Origin of the sequence: Enorma shizhengliae (assembly GCF_009676995.1) — a bacterium.
Classification (GTDB): domain Bacteria; phylum Actinomycetota; class Coriobacteriia; order Coriobacteriales; family Coriobacteriaceae; genus Enorma; species Enorma massiliensis.
On the sequence record NZ_VTFZ01000013.1, the window covers coordinates 39,072 to 63,213 of the forward strand.

General features: G+C 58.6%; 21 protein-coding genes and 1 riboswitch. Of the genes, 10 read left to right on the forward strand and 11 right to left on the reverse strand.

What is annotated here, in order from left to right; genetic code table 11:
* Positions 1 to 78: 78 nt before the first annotated feature.
* Positions 79 to 1,362, reverse strand: coding sequence for a serine--tRNA ligase (gene serS / locus GJE22_RS09270; RefSeq protein WP_019128814.1), 1,284 nt, complete (start codon positions 1,360 to 1,362; stop codon positions 79 to 81).
* Positions 1,363 to 1,565: 203 nt separating this feature from the next.
* Here serS and GJE22_RS09935 point away from each other — a divergent pair, with 203 nt between their 5' ends.
* From GJE22_RS09935 to GJE22_RS09280, 3 genes are all read left to right on the forward strand, one after another.
* The gene (locus tag GJE22_RS09935; protein ID WP_186297457.1) at positions 1,566 to 1,733 is read left to right on the forward strand and encodes a DUF6724 family protein; all 168 of its coding nucleotides are present in this window, start codon (positions 1,566 to 1,568) and stop codon (positions 1,731 to 1,733) included.
* Between the two features lie 197 nt (positions 1,734 to 1,930).
* A complete protein-coding gene (locus tag GJE22_RS09275) occupies positions 1,931 to 3,145 on the forward strand; it encodes a hypothetical protein (protein ID WP_144688819.1) in 1,215 nt (404 codons plus the stop codon).
* A 20-nt stretch (positions 3,146 to 3,165) separates the two neighbouring features.
* On the forward strand, positions 3,166 to 3,705 hold the full coding sequence (locus GJE22_RS09280; RefSeq protein WP_144688820.1) for a biotin transporter BioY: 540 nt from the start codon (positions 3,166 to 3,168) through the stop codon (positions 3,703 to 3,705).
* Between the two features lie 455 nt (positions 3,706 to 4,160).
* Here the strand turns inward: GJE22_RS09280 and GJE22_RS09285 are convergent, their stop codons facing one another.
* The 5 genes from GJE22_RS09285 to GJE22_RS09305 all read right to left on the reverse strand — a co-directional run bounded on the left by GJE22_RS09285 (position 4,161) and on the right by GJE22_RS09305 (position 9,546).
* The gene (locus tag GJE22_RS09285; protein WP_022348564.1) at positions 4,161 to 5,120 is read right to left on the reverse strand and encodes an SPFH domain-containing protein; all 960 of its coding nucleotides are present in this window, start codon (positions 5,118 to 5,120) and stop codon (positions 4,161 to 4,163) included.
* A gap of 269 nt (positions 5,121 to 5,389) precedes the next feature.
* Positions 5,390 to 6,181 (reverse strand): pyrroline-5-carboxylate reductase, encoded by a 792-nt coding sequence (gene proC / locus GJE22_RS09290; protein WP_144688821.1) that lies wholly within the window; start codon positions 6,179 to 6,181, stop codon positions 5,390 to 5,392.
* A 137-nt stretch (positions 6,182 to 6,318) separates the two neighbouring features.
* Entirely contained in the window at positions 6,319 to 7,578 is a 1,260-nt protein-coding gene (glyA, locus tag GJE22_RS09295; protein ID WP_144688822.1) for a serine hydroxymethyltransferase, read from the reverse strand.
* 557 nt (positions 7,579 to 8,135) lie between these two features.
* A complete protein-coding gene (murB, locus tag GJE22_RS09300) occupies positions 8,136 to 9,095 on the reverse strand; it encodes a UDP-N-acetylmuramate dehydrogenase (protein ID WP_144688823.1) in 960 nt (319 codons plus the stop codon).
* 1 nt (position 9,096) lies between these two features.
* Positions 9,097 to 9,546 (reverse strand): hypothetical protein, encoded by a 450-nt coding sequence (locus GJE22_RS09305; RefSeq protein WP_144688824.1) that lies wholly within the window; start codon positions 9,544 to 9,546, stop codon positions 9,097 to 9,099.
* A gap of 168 nt (positions 9,547 to 9,714) precedes the next feature.
* Here GJE22_RS09305 and GJE22_RS09310 point away from each other — a divergent pair, with 168 nt between their 5' ends.
* From GJE22_RS09310 to GJE22_RS09325, 4 genes are all read left to right on the forward strand, one after another.
* Positions 9,715 to 11,121, forward strand: a complete 1,407-nt coding sequence (locus GJE22_RS09310; RefSeq protein ID WP_022348569.1) for a hypothetical protein — start codon at positions 9,715 to 9,717, stop codon at positions 11,119 to 11,121.
* Positions 11,122 to 11,353: 232 nt separating this feature from the next.
* Positions 11,354 to 11,530: riboswitch (FMN riboswitch) on the forward strand.
* Positions 11,531 to 11,538: 8 nt separating this feature from the next.
* The gene (locus GJE22_RS09315) at positions 11,539 to 12,123 is read left to right on the forward strand and encodes an ECF transporter S component (protein WP_144688825.1); all 585 of its coding nucleotides are present in this window, start codon (positions 11,539 to 11,541) and stop codon (positions 12,121 to 12,123) included.
* Positions 12,124 to 12,234: 111 nt separating this feature from the next.
* A complete protein-coding gene (locus GJE22_RS09320) occupies positions 12,235 to 14,253 on the forward strand; it encodes an ABC transporter ATP-binding protein (RefSeq protein WP_235895867.1) in 2,019 nt (672 codons plus the stop codon).
* Entirely contained in the window at positions 14,237 to 15,040 is an 804-nt protein-coding gene (locus GJE22_RS09325) for an energy-coupling factor transporter transmembrane component T family protein (protein ID WP_144688827.1), read from the forward strand. Before GJE22_RS09320 ends, GJE22_RS09325 begins: the two co-directional genes overlap by 17 nt.
* A gap of 428 nt (positions 15,041 to 15,468) precedes the next feature.
* On the opposite strand, the gene GJE22_RS09330 is transcribed toward GJE22_RS09325, so the two are convergent.
* The gene (locus tag GJE22_RS09330) at positions 15,469 to 16,029 is read right to left on the reverse strand and encodes a cysteine hydrolase family protein (protein ID WP_019128803.1); all 561 of its coding nucleotides are present in this window, start codon (positions 16,027 to 16,029) and stop codon (positions 15,469 to 15,471) included.
* A 605-nt stretch (positions 16,030 to 16,634) separates the two neighbouring features.
* On the opposite strand from GJE22_RS09330, the gene GJE22_RS09340 reads away from it, so the two are divergent.
* From GJE22_RS09340 to GJE22_RS09355, 3 genes are all read left to right on the forward strand, one after another.
* Positions 16,635 to 16,820, forward strand: coding sequence for a cysteine-rich KTR domain-containing protein (locus GJE22_RS09340; RefSeq protein WP_003431289.1), 186 nt, complete (start codon positions 16,635 to 16,637; stop codon positions 16,818 to 16,820).
* Positions 16,821 to 16,836: 16 nt separating this feature from the next.
* Positions 16,837 to 17,823, forward strand: coding sequence for a 23S rRNA (adenine(2503)-C(2))-methyltransferase RlmN (gene rlmN, locus GJE22_RS09345; RefSeq protein WP_102365007.1), 987 nt, complete (start codon positions 16,837 to 16,839; stop codon positions 17,821 to 17,823).
* Positions 17,824 to 18,449: 626 nt separating this feature from the next.
* Positions 18,450 to 19,220: a GntR family transcriptional regulator gene (locus GJE22_RS09355; RefSeq protein ID WP_186297458.1), complete on the forward strand. Its 771-nt coding sequence runs from the start codon at positions 18,450 to 18,452 to the stop codon at positions 19,218 to 19,220.
* 24 nt (positions 19,221 to 19,244) lie between these two features.
* Here the strand turns inward: GJE22_RS09355 and GJE22_RS09360 are convergent, their stop codons facing one another.
* From GJE22_RS09360 to dnaK, 4 genes are all read right to left on the reverse strand, one after another.
* Positions 19,245 to 19,658 (reverse strand): heat shock protein transcriptional repressor HspR, encoded by a 414-nt coding sequence (locus tag GJE22_RS09360; RefSeq protein ID WP_022348573.1) that lies wholly within the window; start codon positions 19,656 to 19,658, stop codon positions 19,245 to 19,247.
* Positions 19,659 to 19,742: 84 nt separating this feature from the next.
* Positions 19,743 to 20,690, reverse strand: coding sequence for a DnaJ C-terminal domain-containing protein (locus GJE22_RS09365; protein WP_144688829.1), 948 nt, complete (start codon positions 20,688 to 20,690; stop codon positions 19,743 to 19,745).
* A 127-nt stretch (positions 20,691 to 20,817) separates the two neighbouring features.
* Positions 20,818 to 21,687: a nucleotide exchange factor GrpE gene (locus tag GJE22_RS09370; protein WP_186297459.1), complete on the reverse strand. Its 870-nt coding sequence runs from the start codon at positions 21,685 to 21,687 to the stop codon at positions 20,818 to 20,820.
* Positions 21,687 to 23,582: a molecular chaperone DnaK gene (gene dnaK / locus GJE22_RS09375; RefSeq protein WP_144688830.1), complete on the reverse strand. Its 1,896-nt coding sequence runs from the start codon at positions 23,580 to 23,582 to the stop codon at positions 21,687 to 21,689. Before dnaK ends, GJE22_RS09370 begins: the two co-directional genes overlap by 1 nt.
* Between the last annotated feature and the right edge of the window lie 560 nt (positions 23,583 to 24,142).

Below are 24,142 nucleotides of genomic sequence, written 5' to 3' on the forward strand. Positions count from 1 at the left end.
CTGACGTGCAGAGCGGGCCGAAACCAAATCAAATTTGAAATACAACGCGAGGCGCAGAGCCCCTAGCCGAGCGCTTCCCTAGCGGATGACCTCCATGCCGCCCATATACGGACGCAGCACCTCGGGCACCGTGATGGAGCCATCGGCATTCTGGTAGTTTTCCATGATGGCCGCCATCGTACGACCCGTGGGCAGGCCGGAGCCGTTCAGCGTATGCACGAAGCGCGTGCCCTTGAAGTTCTCGGGGTCGCGATACTTGATGTTCGCGCGACGAGCCTGGAAGTCGCCGCAGTTGGAGCACGACGAAATCTCCTTGTAGCTGTTGTAGCTCGGCAGCCAAACCTCGATATCGTAGGTCTGGCGAGCGGAGAAGCCCAGGTCGCCCGTGCAAAGGCTGATCACGCGGTACGGGAGCCCCAGCTGCTGCAAGATGTACTCCGCCTCGGCGGTCATGCTCTCGAGCTCGTCGTCAGACTGCTCGGGCGTCGCAAACTTGACCATCTCCACCTTGGTGAACTGGTGCTGGCGGATGATGCCGCGCGTATCGCGGCCAGCGCTGCCAGCCTCCTCACGGAAGCACGGGGTGCCCGCGGTGTAGCGCAAAGGCAGCTCTTTCGCATCGAGCACCTCGCCGGCATGCAGGTTGGTGAGCGCGACCTCGGCCGTGGGAATGAGGAACTGGTCCTCGCCCGTGTGATAGGCGTCGTCCTCGAACTTGGGCAGCTGGCCCGTGCCGTACATAATCTCGCGGTTCACGATGACGGGCGGAATGAACTCCTTGAACCCACGCTCGAGGTGCGTATTCAGGAAGAAGTTCTGGAGCGCGCGATCCAGGCGAGCGCCTGCGCCCGCGAGCACCGTAAAGCGCGCGCCCGACAGCTTCGAGCCACGATCGAAATCAAGGATGCCCAGATCGGTACCCAGATCCCAGTGCGGCTTGGCCTCGAAGCCCTCTGCAGCGAAGTCGCGCGGGGTGCCCCAGCGGCGACGCTCGGGGTTCTCGCTCTCATCCTTGCCCACGGGAGTAGCGGGGCAGGGAATGTTGGGCAGGTGCGCCATGAAATCCGCCACTTCGGAATCGAGTGCGCTGCGACGGTTGGCAAGGCCTTCGATCCGCTCGTTCACGCGGCGCACAGCCTCTTTGGCCGCCTCTGCCTCGTCGCGCTTGCCCTCGCGCATGAGCTCGCCGATCTTTTTGGACTCGGCGTTGCGCGTGGCCTGCAGCTGCTCGACCTCGGCGATAACGGAACGACGCTCCTCGTCGAGCGCGAAGAAATGCTCACGGTCCCACGAGGTCTGGCGATTCGCCATCGCGGCATCCACCGCGTCGGGGTTCTCGCGTACGAATTTGATGTCGAGCATGATCCCTCCGGTTTCGTGCGTGCTCTATCGTGCTTCATGCCGTGCGACGCCAGCGCCATGCGTACCGGCTTGGTAAGCATTCGCCTTGAAACGCCCGGCCGTGCTTTGGCAAGTATATACTTATTGAACACCGTTCGTGGCGGGTTCGCGCCCGAAACGAGCGTAAGCACAGCATTCCAACCGATGATGCGAGAGAGCACAGCATGGATACCATCTTTTCGTTCCTGTTCGGTACGCGCGAGGGGCTCGCGGTACTGTTCTTCGGCGGCATCGTAATCGTTGCCATCGTCGCCTTCCTGCTTGAGAAGCGCACGAGCAAGCTCTATGTCGATCGCGGCCCCAAGCAGGATGACGACGACAGCCTGTTCTAGCAGGCAGGACAGCGGCCCGTTCACGTAGAGGAGGCAGCTTGTTCTAGCAGGCCCCGGGCAGTGTCCGAGCAAGTCCATCTCTCGGCACCTCGCGCCCCGCTACGCCCGTCCGCCTGCCGAGCGGCCATCCTGTTCGCAAGCGGCAGGCAACGCGCCCTGGAATCACCAGACTCGATAACGGAAGGTTGGCTGAACTCATGGCTTGGAAACTTCATCCCTCCGACGAGCCTATGATTGACCCGTTCAACGCTCCAGATCCGGTCATGCCAACCGATGAGCCCTCCCTCGAGGCGCCGGATTCGAGCGATGGTTCCGAGCGCCTGCGCAAGCATGAGCTGCAGCGGCGCCTCGAACGGGCGCGTGCGGAGGCATCCCGTGGCCATCGCGCGCCCGAGCACCGGTCCTCCTTGTACACGTCGCCGACCGAATCCTCGCAGGGGCCCGTGGACGCCCCGGCGCCCTCATCTGCAACGTCCTCGGCAGCGCAACGGACTGCACCGGATACAGCCGATGAATCCAGCTGGCTCGGCACCTCATCTTCTTCATCGAGCCGGAAGCGTCGCTCCGGCCACCGCGATCGCCACACCTGGCACCGCACCGCAGAAGCCCGACGAGCCGCCGCGCGCCAAGCCAACCCGGGCAACCGTGCCCACGTTCGCAGGCTCATGATTTACATCATCGTCATCGTTATCATCCTGAGCGGTGCCATCGGACCCCTCTTCGTTGCCTGCAGCGCGGTAACCGGGGACTTATTCGACCAGGTTTTCGATAGCGGCACCGCAAGCGATGCCGACATCTACGACGACTACGACGATACCGATGCCGATTCCCCAGATTACGAGATTACGGGAACGCTCGCGAGCGATGCCGAAGAGTCTGCGACGATGCTTACACAAGAACGGCTGGATTCCGCAATCGCAGGCACCAACGAAGAAACGCTTCAAATTGCGGAAGACGCTTTCACGCAAGCGTTCGAAACCTATTCGGGCCTCACGCCCGATGAGGCTGGCATCGATGCGCGCGCGGTTGCAGAGCGAGTGCTTGCGAACCTCTCATACAACGACCTTATCGCTTACGCCTACACCGAGACCTCCGACGCAGGCTACGATATCGATTGCACGGTCTACTACAGCATCGAAACGCCGCAGATAGACGATATCGCCTACGATCTGCGCTGGAATACCCCAAGCTCCATCTGGGAGACGTACCGCGAGACCGGCGTGTTGGACGAGGAGAGCCGAGAAGCCCTCGCCGCCGAGCTGGAGAGCATCCTGGCTGACCTGGGGTCTAACCGCACGGAATATTCAACCTACCTCGAGTTCACGGGCACGGCGCAACAAGATGGATCCGGTCTTGAACTTGAACTCGACCAAGATGTTTGGGAGAGCGAAATGGGCTGGATCATCGGCTAACTCAGAAAGGTTATAACTGCATGTCGACACTTCGTATCGCTCGCTGCGGACTCTGCATCGCCCTGCTCGCCGTCGCGTCTTCGATAAGCATTCCCCTGGGGCCTGTTCCCTTCACCCTGCAGACGCTCGTGCTCGCCATGCTTCCCATCGCGCTCGGCGGCCGCGATGCCGTCGTTACCGTAGCCCTCTACCTCGTACTCGGCTCGCTCGGGCTGCCCGTGTTCTCCGGATTTTCGGGCGGCATCGCATCGCTCGTTGGTCCTACGGGCGGCTTCCTCTGGGGGTTCCTCGTTGGAACGGCTTTCGCCGCCCTCATCCTCGGCGTAGAGCGCATGCCTGAGCGGGCACGCGAGGCATTGGCCGTCACGTCGATGCTGCTCATCTCGTATCTACTTGGAACGCTTCAGCTCATGGTGCTCATGGGCCTTGACATCGTCGGCGCACTCGCCATTGCCGTCTTGCCGTTCATCGTGCCCGACATTGTCAAGCTCGTCGTTGGCGTGCAGGTAGGCCGCATCGTGCGCCGAGCGACCTCTCGCACGCGCAACGCGCAGGCCTAGGCGCCGATGCGCCCAGCCCTGCAGTTCTCAAGCCTAGCCCCGACCGATTTCGTTGCTCAGAACGCCTTGCCCCTAGCGCTCCGACATCAATTATCAACTTTTGGGCACTCGAAGGGGATACACCAAACTATCCGGCATTATGAACAATACGAAACCGCAGGTCACAAACGTCCGCGCTGTTTTTCTACTGCGCCGCAGGCCGTTCTAGTGCCCAAAAGTTGCAAAGTTGATAGCCCACGGCAAGGAAGCTACCCCGGCACCACCGAAGATGGCGCTTCGCAAGCCGGTTTCGATCGGACCTGTCAAGCAGACACCGCCGTAGCCTCAAAGAAGCCGCAGGTCACAGAAGTAACCTGCGGCTTCTGGCATAGCGACGTAAACAGAATCGTTCTAGAGCGGAACGACTGCCTGCAGCACACTTCGGCCCTGCGGCTGTTTTAGTGCCGCGCGCTCCCCTAGTCCTTCTTTACGGGCGTGGGCGGAACGTTGCCGGCATCGTTTGTCTCCGCCGCCGCCACCATCTGCTCGAACATGCTTGCGCTCTCCTTAAAGTTGGAGGGAAGCACCACCGTTGAGCTCTTGCCGGTACGCGCGAACTCGGTCATCATCTCGGTCCACTGCGTGTACATAAAGAGCAGGTTCGCCTCGTTGTTGGAGACGCCCGTCTCCTGGATGCTCTCGAGCGAGTCCTTGATACCCACGGCAATCGCCTTGCGCTGGTTAGCAATGCCCTCGCCGGCCTTCTCCATGGCCTCGGCCTCGGCGCGCGCCTCGGTCACGCGGCGAATGCGATCGGCCTCGGCAAGATCCTGCGCCGCCGCCTTAGTGCGCTGGGCGGCGTTGATCTGGTTCATGGAATCCTCGACCTCGGCGGGCAGCGCGATGCGCGTGATGAGGGTCGAGACGAGCGTGAAGCCGTAGGCGGCCATCTGCTCGGAAACCGTGGCATTTACGTCTTGGGCGATGTCGTCCTTCTTGGCGAAGACCTCATCGAGCGTATAGACGGGGATCGAGCTGCGCAGGGCATCGGTAATGAAGTCGCGCATCTGGGCGACCGGCTGCTGCAGCATGTAGTAGCTCTTGTAGACGCCGGAATCCGCCGGGCCCGCGCCCATCTCGTAGCTCACGTGGTACTGCGCCGAAACCTCGAGCCCGATGGTAACGTTGTCCTCGGTCTTGGCATCGATATCGAATCCGTTCTTCATGGTGCGCAGGCTCACCGTCGCCGCCTTGCGGTCGATGAAGGGAATCTTCGCATGCAGACCAGAGCCAACGATCTTGTTGAAGCGCCCAAGTCGCTCGATGATAACCGCGTGCTGCTGCTTGACCACGAACAGGGTATCGGCAAGAAGCACCACAACGATGATGACAATGACGGCAAGACCGATAAAGCCGCCGATGAACTCTCCCAACATAGCCCCCTCCTTGAGCAAGCCGGTTGCATTGCGCCTAGCATATCAGGTTTGTGCACTACTGCGGGCACAACGCGGTAAAGACTCGGAAATGATAGCCAAGCGGTGCCGGGCACCTGCGGCAAAGCGGGCGGCGCCGGGCCCCTGCGACGAAGCCGAGCGGCGGCAGCCCCTGGGCGACGCCGAGCGGCACCGGGCCCTTTCGGTCAATCCAGATGGCCCCAGCACCCCTCCGTGCGGCAAAGCCGGGCGGCGCCGGGCCCTATACTCCGCTAGCCCTCGATGGCATCAATTGCCTTGATGAACGCCGAGCGCATGCCCGCAGCCTCAAGCGCCGCCACGCCCTTGATGGTCGTGCCACCGGGCGAGCACACGGCGTCCTTCATGGCGCCCGGATGCTGCCCGGTTGCAAGCTGCAGCTTCGCCGTTCCGGCAACCATCTGACTTACCATCTCGTACGCCGTAGCGCGCGGGATGCCGTACTTCACCGCGGCGTCGCCAAGTGCCTCGATGACCATGGCGATGAACGCAGGCGAGCACCCACCGATCGTGCCCGCGATGGAAAGCAGGTGGCTATCGACCTCGACCACCGTTCCAAGCGCGCCGAGAAGCTCGTGTACGAGCAATGCCTCCTCGCCCGAAAGCGTCGTCTTGCGTTCGCAGGCAATCACACCTTCGCAGATGGCAACGGGAGTGTTGGGGACGGTCGAGATATGGTGCGCGCCCGGCAGGATGTGCTCGTAGCCCTTGCTGTCCCAGCCAGCCGCGACCGAGATGATCGTCTTGTTAGCAAGCGCTCCGGCCAGCTCGGGCAGCACGTCTTCGATGAGGTACGGCTTGATGGCCACGACCACGACGTCAACGGCGCGCACGAGCTCCTCCCCCGACGCACACGCATGCATCCCGCGCGACTCCGTGCGCTCGCAGAGGGCCTCGTAGCGGTTCGCGCACGCATAGAGCCGATCGCCGGGAACAACTCCCGAAGCAATCCAACCATCCGCCATGGCACTTGCCATGTTGCCGAACCCAATGAAACCGACTTTTACATCATCAGTTGTTGGCATGTTCTTCTCCATATCCCTTGTGGCGCAAAGGGCCTATCCCTCGCCCCCACTGAAACAACTACATTGAAACAACTATACCCGGTGCATTTGTTTCACGAGGCAACGCGCTGGTCGACTTGCCTCGCATTTCTCCCCATTCATCGCATAACGAGCTCCGGATAGAGCGGGTGACGCTCGAGCAGTTCTGCGGTGCGAGCGTGAACCTCGGTCAAGGCCGCCTCGTTTTCGGCATGGAAGACTGCGTGCGCGATGAGCTCGCCAATCTCGCGGAACTCCTCAGCCGTGAAGCCGCGCGTGGTAGCAGCAGCCGATCCCACACGAATGCCGCTCGTTACGAAGGGCGAGCGCGGCTCACCCGGAATGGCGTTCTTGTTGACCGTAAGCCCCACGCTATCGAGCAGGCGCTCAGCATCCTTGCCGGTAACGCCGGCCGGCGTAAGGTCCACAAGGCACAGGTGGTTATCCGTGCCGCCCGAAACGAGGCGCAGGCCACCTGCCACGAGCCCCTCGCCCAACGCCACCGCGTTCTCGACCACGTGGTCGATATACGCGTGGAATTCCGGCTGCAGCGCCTCGCCGAACGCGACCGCCTTACCCGCAATCACGTGCATGAGCGGACCGCCCTGTGTCCCAGGAAACACCGCCTTGTCGATGGCACGCGCAAGCTCGCCGTCGTTCGTGAGAATGAAGCCGCCGCGCGGCCCGCGCAGCGTCTTATGGGTGGTCGAGGTCACCACGTCCGCATGGGGAAAGGGGCTTGGATGCGCGCCCGTGGCAACAAGGCCCGCGATATGCGCCATATCGACCATGAGCTTGGCACCCACGCCGTGTGCGATCGCAGCCAACCGCTCAAAATCGATAGTGCGCGGATAGGCAGAGGCGCCGCCCACGATGAGCTTCGGTCGCTCAGCGCGCGCCAGGCGCTCGAGGCCTTCGTAGTCGATGGTCTCGGTCGCAGGATCGAGCCCATAGGACAGGAAACGGTAGAGCCGTCCCGAGAAATTCGCCGGCGAGCCATGTGTGAGGTGCCCACCCTGGTCGAGGCTCATGCCAATAACCGTGTCGCCCGGCTCGATAAGCGCCATGTACGCAGCAAGGTTAGCGTTGGCACCAGAATGAGGCTGCACATTGGCGAAGCCGCAATTGAACAGCTCGCAGGCACGTTCGCGGGCAAGGTTCTCGACAATATCGACCTTTTCACAGCCGCCGTAATAGCGCTTGCCCGGATAGCCCTCGGCATACTTGTTGGTGAGCACACTACCCATGGCCTCCATGACAGCGGGAGAGACGATGTTCTCGGATGCGATGAGCTCGATGGTGCCCCGCTGACGGCCAAGCTCTTGCTCAAGGGCCGAGAACACCTCGGGGTCGGTCTGGGCGACGTGGTCATAGGTCATGGGCTGGCTCCCCTCGGGTAGGCGATGCGATGACAGCAATGCATCCACCATAGCGCCGCCGCACGCGCAAGGCGAGCGTTATTCGGCCAACGCGCCCGCGCAGCCAGAACGCATAAAAAATGCCTGGCCAGTTGCATAGCTCTGAGGCCAGCACGGTGCGTTGTCGGCTTCCAGCCGTTTCGCCAGCGAGATGACACACGATTATTCGAGCCCTTGGCCAAAATAATACGATTGGTGGTTGCAGAAGCGGACCTGCACCTAGAAAACCGGGGCTCAATGCCCCTCATAGAGATCATCGCCGCCGCAAAACGGCCATGCCGGCACTCCTTTGCTTCGAGATGCCCCGAAACCTTGCCATCGAAAGGTCGACGCTTACCACCAGTCGTACGTTTTTGGCCATGAACTCCGTATGACACGAGCCTTGCGGCAACAACGGTGTCGCACCTCAGCCCAAGCGGCTCGTCGAAGTGCCCGAGGTTGCCGCGAAAGAGGAGGGAGCACGCCTCGCGTGCGGAGACCGACGATTGAGCGTCAAGATCGGGTGCCTCGACGAGCCGTTACCAGTCGCCGACGCGGTGGACTTCGGGCTCGAGCTCTACCCCAAACTGCGCGCGCACCTCATCTTGGATATGCTCGATGAGCGCGGAGACATCGGCTGCCGAGGCGCCCCCCGTGTTTACCACGAAACCGCAATGCTTCTCGGACACCTGCGCCCCGCCCACGCGCGCGCCGCGCAGACCCGCGTCCATGATGAGCTTGCCGGCGAAATACCCCTCGGGCCGCTTGAACGTAGAGCCCGCCGAGGGCATCTCGAGCGGCTGCTTCTCCTCGCGGCGGCGCTGGTAGTCGTCCATGCGTCCGCGAATAGACGCTTCCGTATCCGGTATGAGGGCGAACGTTGCCTCGAGCACCACGAGGCCCTCGCTCGCCACGCGGCTCTTACGATAGCCGAATCCCAGTTCATCGCGGGTGAATGTCCTGACTGCACCCTTCTCGCGGCTGCCGTCGGGAAGATCGCGGCCCGGTATGTAGGCCGTAAGCGACTCAATAAGCTCGCCTGTCGTGCCGTCGTAGGCACCCGCATTCTGGTGGCAGGCGCCTCCGACGCTCGCGGGGATGCCCCAAAGCGGCTCGAGGCCCGAAAGGCCCGCATCTGCCGCCGCAAGCGCCACATCGCGCAGGAGCGCGCCCGCCTGCGCCACCACGCGCGTGCCCTCGACGCGCACGTTGCCGCAATTCTTGCCGAGCAGCACCACGACACCGCGAATGCCGTGGTCGCTCACGAGCAGGTCGGATCCGTTGCCCACCACCGTTACGGGGACCCCGGCGATGGCGCACACATTAAGCGCGCCAACCACGCCTTCGATGGTACTCGGTTCAACGACCACATCGGCCGGCCCACCGATCTTGAACGTCGTATGCGCGCTCATGGGCTCCGCGATGAGCACCGCATCCTCGCCCGCCGCCGCACCTAAAGCGCAGATGATCTCGTCGCTGACCTCGCTGTATTCGTGCATGTTAACCATCCACCCCACCGGAATCGTTACCTGTAAGTATGCACAATAAATCATTGATCAAGGCGTTTTGCGGATCCAAAAACGGAAATGGCCATGACAAATAATATGTACCTAGATTAGGGTTCTTGAATTCGTAATCTACCAGCAATTGTTTACATTCTGCTATTCTCTGTTGAAGCATCTCCTTTGCTTCCTGATCGTTGTATACAAACGCGTCGTGCGTCAGAGAGCGAAGTGATGTGAAATCTAGATTCCCTAGCACGCCGCTTTGAAATGGGAGGTCCGATATGCTGGCATAGCTGACTTCCAAGGCATCCACACGCAGGCATAACCATTGGCCGTCAATACCGTAACCTGAACTCAATGCGTAATCAAAATAAACAATAAAGGCGCTTATCGAATTAAGCGCTCTCTCCTTAGCTGCATAACGCTCGAAGCTTACTCCTGCCACAACTCCACATAAGAGAAGTGTAAGGATTATCACAACAGGAAGCCGTTTGCTTCGCATAACCCACCTCTCGTCGTTTTGTCGTCAAACCCGATTTAGCGAAATAGTAATTTCAAGTCAATAAGTTCTGCAGGACTTCCCATACCGCCCTATATTACCGAAGGGGTTGCTATGGCAATTCAATGGATAAAAAGGTTCTGCCCCGTTGTCCTCGCTATTGTATCGCTTCTATTTATTCCTAATTACGCCAATGCATTAGAAACCAAGTCGATGACGCTATCGCCAACTGCAGTGTCAATGACCGAAACTCTTCTTACGGACCCCTCTCCAACGGATAAATTCAAAGACAGCACGCTGACGCTTACGATAGTTGGAAAAGAATTCGAATTCTCGGACACCGAAAAAGATGGCCGCAATCTGCCCAATCTATCAGGAGCGTTTAGTCGCTTGAGCTTTGATAACGGAGACACCATTTACTCTGGGGTATCTACATCGCAGAAGGCAAATGCAGATTCAATAGAATTAATTCGTGTAACTGTACGCAACGGCACTGATAACATAGAGCTGGTCATATTCGACACAGCTGATGAAAAGTACTATTTTCTGAATCTGGCGCAGCCTGAAAACCAAGCCGCCCTATATGACTACCTTGCTTCCGAGCCCTCAATACCTACCCTTGAGGGAAAAGACGCTCTAGCCAGCTACAGCGTCAAAGCCCTTACTAACGCCCATTCAAACAATGAGTTGAATTCTCTTAGTTCTGGGAGCAAGGGAGCGTCGTATAATTCCGCTTCATGGGATTGCCCCTCATTCTATCGTTCAGAAGCGGCCCGCGCTTCCACATATAATGGATATAGAGATTTATTGTCTGCACTGCAAACGCAGGGACGGGTCAAGCTGTCCGCTTTCGCCTCGAAAGTAGATACGTCTTTCTTCAAGGGCGGAGGGTGGCACCATGTCAACTCATTTTCGGGAGCACAATACGCCTTCTCCTCGTATAGCTCCTCAAATGGTTCCACAGAGTATTTAACCCAGGTTGCTCTGGTTGACTTCTTCGTTAATAACGACAGCTACGAGGACAAGGTCTATTTCGGCATGCAGGGTCTTTACCATGGCGGCCTTGTCGCAAGTTACGACAAAGACACGGACTATTTGTCGCTACTATTTGCCGATATGGGACTAGCTCTTAATGATTTCCAAATCGGTTATAATGGACTGACGAACAAGGCGGTTGTCGTTCAATCGCTAGCCATTATTGATATTAGAAACAGCTATCAAGTTGACCTTTATAAGGCGATCTCAAACCCCTCTTCCATCGTCAGCGATGTATTCGCTTTCCTACAATTTGAAGGAACTTTAAACAGTACCGAGGGAAGAATATTTGATAGCACATACGAAGCACAAGTAAATCGCTACGGTAACGGAAAGGTTATTAGAGGAATAGCCATTAACGGCAAGGGCGGCTACCTCAATCAAAAAAATCAATACATAATGTTCGACAGCACTATCCAACTATACAATGGAGCTAGCACGACTTGGAAACATGGATTTTCTTACAGCGCGTCCGCAAACATATAGCATCCGGCATACCATATGATTAGTCTCGGGGCCAAGAGGGGCATTCCCTTCTTGGCCCCGACTTATTATGCCTGGATTCATCACAACACGCAGCAATCTCCCAGCTACTCTACATGCTCACGTCATGGGTTCCTGCACGTTCTTGCAAGATATCAACCGCGTATTTTGGCAAAGCCCTTTAACCCCAAAATAAACACAGAGTACTCCGCATTACGCTGGTATAGTAGGCACCGCATAGTTTCAGGGTTGGGTGCAATTCCCTACCGGCGGTAACTGGCGGGTCGGCGCAAGCCGGCCGGACCGCGCGTCTGCATAAGTCAGCGCGCGCCAGAAGCCCGCGACCCGCGCAAGCGGCTGACCTGGTGAGATTCCAGGGCCGACGGTACAGTCCGGATGGAAGAAACGGAGGCGACTGCCATGAGCAGCTCATCCACCACACACGTCAATACCAAAAAGATCGCACTCGCGGCCCTTTTCACCGCCGCGTCGCTCGTGCTGAGCTTCGTGCAGATTCCCATCTTTCCGGCGGCGCCGTGGCTCATGTACGATCCCTCGGGTATCGTCTGCCTTATCGCGGCGCTCGCCTTCGGGCCCAAGCTGGGCGCTGCGGTCGCCATCATCTCGTGGGTGCCGCGCGTCTTCCTCGACCCGTTCGGCGCACCCATGGGCATGCTCTCGACCTGTGCGTTCATCATTCCCGCCGCGCTCATCTACGCGCGCAGCCGCACGCGCACGAGTTCGCTTGCGGGCATGGTCGCAGGCGCAGCACTCTCCATCGTGGTCGCCTGCGTCGCGAACCTCTTCGTGACGCCGCTCTACGCAGGCGTGACCATGCAGGACGTGGTCTACATGATCGTGCCGATTCTCCTGCCCTTCAACACGCTCAAGATGGTCATCAACGTCGTGGCCGGCCAGGTACTGCTCGCACCCTGCATGAATGTGCTGGGGGAACAGGCCGGCTCTCCCGGGCACGGCGGCTCCACGCACACCTCGGCCGCGTAGATGCTCGACGGGCGGCGTACTTCGGTGCCCCGCCCTCGGTGCCCCAAGATGGTGCACGTAGCGTGCGCATACGACCATTCCCTACCGTCCCTTTTGCTCAGGCGTTTCATCGTGCAGACTCACTCTTCGACAATCATCGCCGGATCCACTGCCGACCCCGAGGCCGCCCCCATCATCGAGCTCCACAACGTGCACTTCTCGTATGCAGGAGCCGGTGAAGAGGCCCTTCGCGGCGTCACGCTCAGCGTGGCGGCGGGCGAGCATCTCTGCGTCCTCGGCAGCAACGGGTCGGGTAAATCAACGCTCGCGCAGCTCATTAATGCACTGCTCGCGCCCACGGACGGATCGGCTCGCGTGTGCGGCATCGATGCCGCAGCGCAGCCGGAGCGAGCGCTTGAACTGCGCCGCCAGGTCGCGATGGTGTTTCAGCACCCCGATGACCAGATGGTGACGAGCGTCGTTGCAGACGACGTTGCCTTTGGACCCGAGAACCTCGGCGTGCCGCAGCCGCGAATCGCCGCGCGCGTTGAGGAGGCGCTGGCGGCGGTGGACATGCTCGACTACGCCCAGGCAGACCCGGCCGACCTTTCGGGCGGTCAGCGCCAGCGCATCGCCATCGCGGGCGCGCTTGCCATGCATCCCCGCGTACTCGTGCTCGATGAACCAGCCGCCATGCTGGATGTTGCGGGCAGACGCGCCATTCAGCGCATCACACGCGACCTCAATGAGCGGGGCATCACCATCGTGCACATCACGCACTTTATGGACGATGCCCTGGTTGCGGGACGCGTGGCTGTTATGGATAAGGGGCGCATCGCCCTCGAGGGCACGCCGGAGGAGGTGTTTGCCCAGCGTGATGCCATTCACTCGCTTGGGCTTGAGCCGCCGTTTACCCTGCAGCTTGCCCACCGGCTGGAGGCCGTACTGCCCGAACTCCCCGCAGCGAGCGATGCCGAAGAGCTCGCCCGCGCGATTGTGCATGCTGCGACAGCGAACACGTCAACACGTTCGGGTGCACCTCGTCCGACGATGCCCGCACGTTCTGACGCGCATCGCACAGCAGCGCCCGCGCCTTCGGGCGGAAATAGCTCATTTGGTTCCGATTTTTCACCTGAAAATTCGCACTTCACGCCCGAACGTGAGCAGGAGGCGCAGGCAGCAACCCCGAGCGCAGCTCAAACGGCAGCTATCGAGTTCCGCGACGTCACGTTTTCGTACGCAGATGAGCAGAACGCTCGTAAACGGCTCGGGTTCCTCGCGCGCCTGCGAAAGCGCCGCGGCCGCCATGCAACCCCCCACGATCCGTGCGGGCCACTTGCCCTCGACAGCGTTTCGTTCACCGTCCCCGCTGGTAGCCTTACCGCACTCATCGGCCATACGGGCTCGGGCAAGTCGACCACCGTCGAGCTTGCGTGCGCGCTCAAAGTGCCCAACGTGGGGGCCGTGCGCGTTAACGGTATCGACACCGCCGACCTTTCGCGCCGCAGCGAGCTCAGATCGCAGGTGGGCTACGTGGCACAACTGCCTGAGCGCCAGCTTTTTGCCCAAACCGTCTTTGACGACGTCGCATTTGGCCCCCGCAACCTCGCGCTTTCGGATGCCGAAGTATCCGATCGCGTCAACGAAGCGCTCGCGCTTGTTGGACTCGCCGCTACGCCCGAACTTCTCGGACGCTCCCCCTTCGCGCTCTCCGGCGGGCAGCAACGCGCCGTCGCCATCGCCGGCGTGCTCGCCATGCGCACTCCCATCCTCGTGCTCGATGAGCCCATGGCGGGACTCGACCCCGCCGGCCAGCGCCGCATGCGCAAGCTGATTGCGCGGCTCAAGCGCGAAGGCCGGACCATCCTTGTCGTCACGCACAGCATGGACGACGTAGCCGAGCTCGCAGACCACGTTGTTGCGCTCGAACACGGCCACCTCGCCGCAGTTGGCACGCCACGGCAGGTGTTCGCCCAAGCCGCCAAGCATGTGCCCGGCGTGCCCGCTGCGCTCGCTTTCTCACAACGGCTTGAGGAGCACGGAGTGACGCTGGGCAGCAATCCGCTCACCCTCGATGAGCTCGTAGATTGCCTCGCAAAGCACCTTGGCGGTGCTTTCTCCGAGGAGGTGCGCCATGGCCGTCCGCATTAGCATAGGCAGATATTATTCGGCGGATTCCCCCATCCACCGCCTCGACCCGCGTCTCAAGCTCATCGCCGCCATCATCTACATGGCGAGCTGCCTCTTTGTATCGAATGTTCCCACGCTGCTGCTCGCGGGCGCGCTCATCGTGCTCGCCATGGCACTTGCCCGGGCCCCGCTTGGCCGCGTTCTTTCGCAGATCAAGCCTGCCATGTACTTTCTCGTTATTACCTCCCTGTTCAACCTGTTTTTTGTTCACACCGGCACTGTGCTTGCAACCATTGGGCCGTTTTCGTTTACCACCGGAGGAATTAGCTCGGCGGTTTTCTATACGCTGCGATTCCTATTGTTGCTGCTCATGGGGTCGCTGCTTATGCTCACCACGCAACCGATGGCCATCACCGACGCCGTCGAGCGCCTTTTCTCTCCGCTCGAGCGGCTCGGCGTACCGGTGAGCCAGGCAACGCTTATCCTCTCGATTGCACTGCGTTTTGTACCGGTGCTCAGCCAGGATGCTCAGAATATCGTCGTTGCGCAAACGGCCCGCGGGGCACAGCTCGAAGGCAAAGGGGCGCTCAGCTACACACGGGCCTGCGTGCCCCTCTTGGTGCCCCTCTTTGCAAGCGCCGTGCGTCACGCCGACAACCTCGGTCGCGCTATGGACGCCCGCTGCTACACCGGCGGGCCGGAGCGCACGCACTACCACGTCATGCGCTTCGCCCGCCGCGACGCCGTTGCCGCCGCAGTTCTCGCGCTCTACCTTGTTGCGCTTGCCGCGGCAAGCGTCTTCGCCTAAGCACAACGGAAGGCGTAGGGTGGACTCCGCCGCCATTCAACCGAACCGCGTCCAACGGTCCGCCGTTTGCACGTTTCAGGCGTCACATGCGGCAGAAAAAGAAGTTCGAGGCTCGAATCAGTACCTTTATACCGACCCCTCGTAAAGACCCCTACGTTTCTGAAAAGAAACTGCAGGTCGCGCATGTTCAAGAGCTCCGTTTTCTCAAGCATCCACCCAAAAGGTACTGATTCGAGCGTTGAACTATTCAAAACGAAAATATGGGGGCGCGCGGCGGCCCCATTTCCCGCCACGTGCCCGCGCTTTGCATCAATGGCCCCGTCCGTGCAGGCAGCCACACGCCAATGGCCCCACCGGCGAGAGCGAACTGCTCCTCGCTTCGCCGCCAGAACGGGCCGCCACAAGCTTAGCCCGCCGCGAGAGCGCCGCTACGCCCCGAGCGCCGCGACCAAATCCTGCGTCGAGCAGAGCTCGGAACCGTAGCATTTCTTGAAATGCTCAAGCGCGCCCTCCTGCGTGCCGCAAAGGAAGGTCTTGGTAGCATCCGCGACCACAATGGAGGCGTAGTTGTTGAAGTACGCATCAGCGAGCGTGTGAAGCACGCAGATGTTCGTATCGGCGCCCACCGCAATAACGGTTTTCGCGCCGAGCTCACGCAGCGTAAGGTCGAGGTCTGTCTGGAAGAAGCCCGAGTAGCGGCGCTTCGGAATCGTGATGTCGCCTTCGGCCTGTTCAACCTCGCGAATCACGCGTACCTCGCCCGCAACACCATGCTCGCCCCAGAGCTCGAGCTCTCGATCGATGCCTCGCACATGAGCATCGTTGCAATAGATTACCGGGATGCCTGCCCCGTGGCACGCTGAAACCACTGCGGCAACGTTGTCGCGATAGGCCTTGTCGTTGGCATCCGGATCATAGATGGAATCGTCTCCGACCGCCTCGATCGCATCGATGACCAGCAACGCCGTTGCAGTTTTGTCGATATTCATTCATGAACCCTTTCCTTCGGAATGCGAGGTCATGGTCCATGGTACCCGCTCCACGAGCATCTATGTTTGCTTGAACGGATGTTGAAACCTGATGGACCCAGGTTATGACGGGGCGAGCCCGCAAGCGACATCCCTCCGCCTTTCTCGCGGCTTTTATAGCTGCCCCGAAAGCCTTAAAGTCGTACAATGGTACGGGTCTTTTTGCCATTTTCATTCACCCTATTACATTTTACAGTTCACCTTTCTTTTTGGATATGTCCACACAATTCATATCATTAGGTTAAATACTTCCTGTTGTGTATTGACAGTAGACTGATTTTCTGATAAAATAAAATGTATGTAAAAGGAGGCGGCGTTTATGTTGCATAGCATGCGTATTAGATAAGCATTGAAAAAAGGATTTTCCCATTTTCAACATGGGCTTTTTTGTCATGCTTATTTTGCGGATGCTATACAAAAAACTAACGACGTATAGATATAGTATAGACATAGTGCAAGCTATGCCTTAGTTTTGTTGTACTGCTCTGTGCATTATAAATGCAGGTCAATGCTCATGTTGAGGATTGACCTGCATTTTTTTGTGTAAAAAGGACGAGTGAAATATAATGCTTAAAAAATATTGGATAAAATGTCCGATTTGTAACGGAAAGACGAGAGTTCAAGTATTTCATAATACTGTATTAAAAGATTTTCCTCTTTTCTGCCCTAAATGCAAATTGACGCATATCATTGATGTAGAAAAATTAGAGATTGTAATCAAAAATACAGAAAAACAAACTTTTATTATTTAGAAGAAAGGATATAAAAATGAAACGTTTACCTAAATATACGCCTGCGGAAGTACGGAATGATCCATACGGATTTACTTACAAAGAAATGTCGGAAGTTATTGGCGAGAATGAAGCAAAAGCCTTATATAAAGAATTATATAAGCAATTACCACGCAAAAAAAATCTATCAATGTTGGTAAAAAATATTTACAAAAGCAGTGATACTGAAAAGTATGTTTACGAACTGAAAGACAACAAATACATTGAAACGGTTTTTATCAAGCGGCGAGATGGTGGAACTGTTTGCGTGAGCACACAAGTCGGTTGTCCTGTTGGTTGTATTTTTTGTGAGTCCGGGCGAAATGGCTTTGTTCGTAATCTAACATCGTCAGAAATCGTACAACAGATTATATTGTTGCGTCGAAAAGTAAACCGTATCGTTTTTATGGGTATGGGAGAGCCTTTATTCAATTATGACAACTTGATAAAAGCAATCCATATTCTCCGAGATAGATATGGGCTCAACTTTCCAACCGACGGCATTACCATATCAACAGTTGGTCCGGTCGATCAATTAAAAAAATTGCGCGAGGAACATCTTAAAATTCAGTTGACAATATCTTTACACGCAGCAACACAATCTGCAAGAAATCGTATTATTCCTCACATGCGCATATATGCTATTGAAGATGTTGTTAAGCAAGCCTTATCCTATTCTGAAAGGCATAATCGCAAAATTGTCTTTGCGTATTTGCTTTTACCGGGTATAAATGACCGGCCCTCAGATGTAAGACAACTTGCAAAATGGTTTCGGGGCAAAAAAGTTATGATTAACGTGTTACAATACAACCCAACAAGCAATTCAAGAATTAAAGCACCACAGAAACGGGAAATAGTTGCATTCAAACATCAATTAGAGCAAGCAGGACTTGAAGTTACTATGAGAGTTTCTCATGGCAGAGAGATTAACGCGGCTTGTGGACAGTTAGCTAACACATATAATAAATTCAAAAAAAATGATTAAAAGTGCCAGACGCATAGACGCAGAGCCGATAACGCATTAGGTCAAAAAACCTATGTGTTATCGGCTTTTTTATTTAATATTGAGCAAAAGCCGCTGTTCCCTATTATAGAATGGATTGCGGGTAGTGTATTAAAGTCGCCCTTTTTTAAGGATACGGCGGTTTCAGGCGCCAAACTTTTGTCCGAAAAACTGCGGCAGATATGCTTTGTGGGCTTCGAGCAGCCCATCAATCACCGCATTCGCAGCTGCGTCCGAATCGCAAAGCGGGTTAGCCACGAGCGCCGCCACGAGTAAATCGCGGTTACCCGTAACCGCCGCTTCGGCAACCAAACGCTCGAACGACTTGATTGATCAAAGCGAGTATATCGCGTCTTAAAAAGAATTATAGCGCTTTTATTTGAATTGCAAGGATGATTTTGCTCTTTTTGAGGCCCATATTTCGTTTTAGGTCAGCTTGTCTATCTATATTTCATAGCGTACCTGCAGTTTTATTTCCACTAAATAAAGCGCTATACTTTTGGGTAAAAGCAGGATACTTTGCTTTCATGGTATACAGAAACCGTTTGCAGTCGGATAACGACCGCTCACGGAGCCTATATCGGCGCAGTCTGACGAAGGAGGTTTTGATGCTGAAGTACCAGGCGATCGCCTCGGATATCCAGCAAAGCATCGAGGACGGCTCGCTCAAGCCCAATGACAAGCTCCCGACCGTCGTCGAGCTCTGCGATATATACAACGTAAGCAAGATTACCATCAAACGCGCCTTCGACCTGCTCATCGAAAAAGGCCTCATCGCGAGCAAGCGTGGCTCGGGAGCATACGTTAAGAATACCGGCGAACTCGCTGAAGCGCGTGGATCGGGCCTTTACATTTCAGGCATCGACGAATCGGCTTCGGATTCGTTCACCTTCACACGCTCAGACCGTGCACGAGGCTTCACCACGGAGCATCGAGACCTGGGGCAGGAGATCTCTTCGGTGGTCTATGACTTTTCGATTGTTCCCGCACCCGAAGATATCGCGCGTCACCTCAACATCCAACCCGATGATTTTGTCTACCACCATTGCCGCACGCGGTGCCTTGACGGGCTGCCCATCGTCATCGAGTACACCTATATGCCGCTCGACCTTGTACCAGGACTAAAGAAAAGCCAGCTATACCAATCGGTGTATGCGTATCTTCGCGATGTGCTTGGCTATAAGATCTCGAGTTTTCACCGCATCATCCGCGCGGTGGCAGCAACGGAAGAAGAAGCCGAGCGACTCGAGGTTGCAGCCGGCTCCCCCCTGCTCGAGCTTGAGCAGGTTGGCTTTTTAGACGACGGCACGCCGTTCGAATATTCCGTCTCGCGCAACGTTGGCGACCGCAGCGAGCTCCGCGACATCAACGTGGTGTAATTATTCGCGCCATCCTCAGTGCACCTAGATGCCGCCTCCACCGAGCAGCCCCTTAAGAACCTGCTCGGGATCGGCTGAACCGCCGCGCGGCACCAGTGCGGTAATCTTCTTCTGCATCTTAAGCTCGTGCAGCTGGTCCTCAAGCTCGCGAACACGGCTGCGGAGCTTCTCGTTCTCGCGCTCGCGCTCCTCGGCGCGCTCCTTCATATCGAGGATGCGCACCACGCCGGCGAGGTTGATGCCCTCGTCGGTAAGCTGGTTGATGAGCTCAAGCCGCTCGATATCCGCGCGCGAGTACAGGCGCGTGTTGCCGCCCGAGCGCTTAGGATTCACAAGCCCCTTGGATTCATAGACGCGCAGCGTCTGCGGGTGCATGCCCGTGAGCTCCGCCGCCACGCTGATCATGTACAGTGGCTTATCTCGATCGGACTGAGCCATCGCACTCAACTCCTCCGGGTCTTTGAATCCAATGCGTTGCGCGCGCCCCACAACAAGCTTCGGGGCACGCGCAACGTGTTCTAGCTACATCTTAGCGCGATACCGATCAACTTTCGCACGGTAGTCGCGGTGGTCGGCGTCGCGCAGCTTCTCAAGCGCAGCACGCTCATCGTCGCTCAGGCGATCGGGGGTGCGCACCTCGATCTTTACCAGCAACGCACCGGTACGTCCGCGGCGCTTCACATCGGGTGCGCCCATCTCGCGGAAGCGGAAGGTCTTGCCCGACTGCGTGCCCGCCGGAATCTTCAGGCGCACCGTCCCGCCACCGGGCGTCGGCACCTCGATCTCGCATCCCAGTGCAGCCTCGTACACAGAGACGGGCAGCGTCATGGTAACGTCTGCGCCATCGCGCTTGAACAGCGGATGCTGCTCGACATGCGTGATCACCAGCAGGTCTCCACGCTCACCGCCGTTTGCCCCGTATTCGCCGCGGCGCTTCAAGCGAACGCGCCCACCGTCAACGGCGCCGGCAGGCACCGGCACGCTCACCGTCTGCCGCTCCCCGGTCGAGGGGATGCGATAGGTGATCGTTTGGGACGTGCCGCGGAACGCGTCTTCGGCCGATATATCGATGGTGACCGTAAGGTCTTCGCCCTTGCGCACGCGGTTTGCCGCGCGCCCGCCCATGCCGCCGAAGCCCTGGCCCCAATCGCCACCAAAGGCACCGTCACCGTTGAAGATGCTGCTGAAGATGTCGCTCCAGCCCCCGGCGCCCGCGCCGCCGGTGTAGGTATACGCACCGCCCGCGCCGCCGCCCGGCATGCCGCCGAACATCAGCATCTGGTCGTACTCTTTGCGCTTCTTCTCATCGGACAGCGTCTCGTACGCCTCGCTGATCTCTTTAAACTTGTTCTCGTCGCCACCCGCATCTGGATGGTATTTCTGAGCGAGCTTGCGGAATGCGCTCTTGATTTCTTTCTCGGAGGCGTCGCGCTTCACCCCGAGCACATCGTAGAAGGTCTTCTGCGCCATGGCGCTTGCCCCCTTTCGTCATTCATCTTCCCAAACGTGATAAAACGAACCCGGTTCGTTTTATCATTTCCAGGCTTCATGGCTCTATCAAATCGGGCCCCGAAACTGTCGCTTCGGAGCCCGGTTACTACTCAGCAGCTTCGTCGGAAGCTGCGTCAGGCGCTTCCTCGCTTGCCTCGGGTTCCGGCGCGGGGCGTTTCTCGCCACCATAGGTGACCGTCACCATCGCCGCCCTGAGCACGCGGTCGGCCATGCGGTAACCCTTCTGGTACACGTCGTTGACCGTCTCGTCGTACTGCTCCGGATCCTCCACGCGGCCCACGGCCTGGTGCTCGAGCGGATTGAACGCCTCGCCCTTGGGGTCGATCGCCTCGACGCCCTCATGGCCGAACACGTCGAGCATCTTGGCGCGCACGGCTTCCACACCATCGACGAACTGCGAAAACGCTTCGTCCATCTCCTGCATGCGAGCGTGATCGATGGCGCGCTCCATGTCGTCGAGCACGGGCAGCAGCGCCGTCACGAGCTTCTCGGTAGCACGGCCCTTCTCGGCCAAGCGCTCGCTCGCGGTGCGGCGGCGGTAGTTATCCCAATCCGCCTGCAGGCGAGCCACGCGATCTTGCGCCTCGCGCACCTTGGCGTCGGCCGTTGTGGCCGTCTCCTCGGCGGCAGCAAGCTTCTTGCGCACCTCGGCGAGCTCGTTTTGAGCCTGCTCGTACTTGAGCTTGAAGTCGTTCGCGGCGGCCTCTTCGCCGGCGCGAATGGCAGCCTCGACCATTTCCTCCTCGGTCATGGCCTGCGATGCCGCAGCCTGCTCGGGAGTGTCATCGCGGTCGGCGGGCTCTGCCGAAACGGCCTCGGCAGCGGTCTCATCGGATGCAGCCTTGGCCTTCGCGACCTCGTCATCTGCTTCTACGGGAATCTTCACGTCCCTCTCCTCAGAGTCATCGGAGGCGGCAGCAGCGGCCGCCTCCGTGCGAGCTTTCTTGGCGAACATTACTTGTCCTGATCGTCGTCGACAACCTCGTAATCGGCATCGACCACGTCGTCATCGGAGCTGGCTGCCGCCGAGCCGCCCGTTTCCTGCTGGGCATCGGCGTACACGATCTGCGCCAGCTTGTAGGCAACTTCCTGCAGCTTATCGCCGGCGGCCTTGATGGCGTCCACATCGGTACCCTCGAGCGCCTTCTTGGCCTCGGAGATGACAGCCTCGGCCTCGCCCTTCACGTCCGCAGAGACCTTGTCGCCCAGGTCGGCGATGGTCTGCTCGGTGGAGTAGCAGAGGCTGTCGGTCTGGTTGCGAACCTCGACCTCCTCCTTCTGGCGCTTGTCTTCCTCGGCGTGGGCCTCGGCGTCCTTGACCATGCGGTCGACTTCCTCGTCGGAAAGCGCGGTGGAGCCGGAGATGGTGATCTGCTGCTCCTTGCCGGTACCCTTGTCCTTAGCCGAGACGGTCACGATGCCGTTGGCGTCGATGTCGAAGGTGACCTCGATCTGCGGCACGCCGCGGCGCGCGGCTGGGATGCCGGTGAGCTGGAACTTGCCGAGGCTCTTGTTGTCGCGCGCAAGCTCGCGCTCGCCCTGCAGGACGTTGATCTCGACGGACGTCTGGTTATCGGCGGCCGTGGAGTAGATCTCGGTCTTGGAGGTCGGGATCGTGGTGTTGCGGTCAATCATCTTGGTCATGATGCCGCCCATGGTCTCCACGCCGAGGCTCAGCGGGGTCACGTCGAGCAGCAGGATGCCCTGGACGTCGCCGGTGAGCACGCCGCCCTGAACAGCCGCGCCGTCGGCCACGACCTCGTCCGGGTTCACGGACATGTTGGGCTGCTTGCCGGTCATGTTCTTCACGAGCTCCTGAACAGCGGGCATACGCGTGGAGCCACCGACCAGGATGACCTCGGTGAGGTCAGAGAGCTTGAGGTTTGCGTCGCGCAGAGCGTTGGTCACCGGCTGCTTGCAGCGCTCGAGCAGGTCGTGCGTGATGCGCTCGAACTCGCCGCGGGTGAGGTCGTAGTTGAGGTGCTTGGGGCCCGAAGCGTCCGCCGTGATGAACGGCAGGTTGATGTTGGTGGTCTGCGCGGCGGAGAGCTCCTTCTTGGCGTTCTCGGCCGCCTCCTTGAGGCGCTGGAGCGCCATGGGGTCCTGGCGCAGGTCGATGCCGTTGTCCTGCTTGAACTTATCGGCGAGCCAGTCGATGACGCGCTGATCCCAGTCGTCGCCGCCCAGATGGTTGTCGCCGTTGGTCGCGAGCACCTCGAAGACGCCGTCGGCGAGGTCGAGGATGGAGACGTCGAAGGTGCCGCCGCCCAGGTCGAAGACGAGGATGCGCTGGTCGGAACCCTTCTTGTCGAGGCCATAGGCAAGCGCGGCGGCCGTCGGCTCGTTCACGATACGCTTGACGTTGAGGCCGGCGATCTTGCCAGCGTCCTTGGTGGCCTGGCGCTGAGCGTCGTTGAAGTAGGCAGGCACGGTGATGACGGCGTCGGTCACGGTCTCGCCGAGGTACTTCTCGGCGTCGGCCTTCATCTTCTGCAGAATCATCGCGCTGATCTGCTCAGGCGTGTAATCCTGGCCGTCGATATCGGCGACGGCGCGGCCACCCTGGCCTTCCTTGACGCCGTACGGAACGGTCTTAATCTCGGACGAGACCTCGCTGTACTTACGGCCCATGAAGCGCTTAATGGAGAAGACGGTGTTCTTCGGGTTGGTGACCGCCTGGTTCTTAGCGGCCTTGCCCACGACGCGGTCGCCATCGGCACGGAAGCCAACGACGGACGGGGTGGTGCGGTCGCCCTCGGCGTTTACGATGATCGTGGGCGATCCACCTTCGAGAACCGCCATCGCCGAGTTGGTGGTACCCAGGTCAATACCAAGAATCTTGTTGCCCATGAGTGTTCCTTTCCTTTTGAGCTGTCCCGCCGCATGCGAAACACGACTCTTTTGTTCGTTCGGTCTTTATCATATCCCGTTGATGCACAGGTTATACTCGGCGATTCACAAAATCTAAGTCAATACATATAAGATTTCTTATTACACGCAACGATAGGTAATCTCAGGGTAGGAACGCCAAGCGATATGCAGCGTTGTCAATGGGCACGTGGCGCCAGCACAAGGGAGAGTTCCATGCCCGTCCGCGCGCGTTTTCGAAAGCATCTGCTCAAATGGTTCGCATGCAGTGCGTTCTATACCCGCCCGCGCGCGTTGTCGGGCGGGTTTTGGACAAGGCGGGGATTCTCGGGCGGGTTTCGGACACTGTGGGCATTGCCGGGCGGATTCTGGACATAGGAGAGATCTTCGGGCAACATTTCGCCGTTTTGAGCGCCCTGGGGGGCTCGGACATTTCTTTGGACGGGCCTAGGCGGCCAGCCCGAGCCGCTCCCTGCGGCCCCTGATCGTATCGTACACGGTGAGGCCCCCCTCGCGGAAGGCCTTGAGCCGGCCCTCCCGGT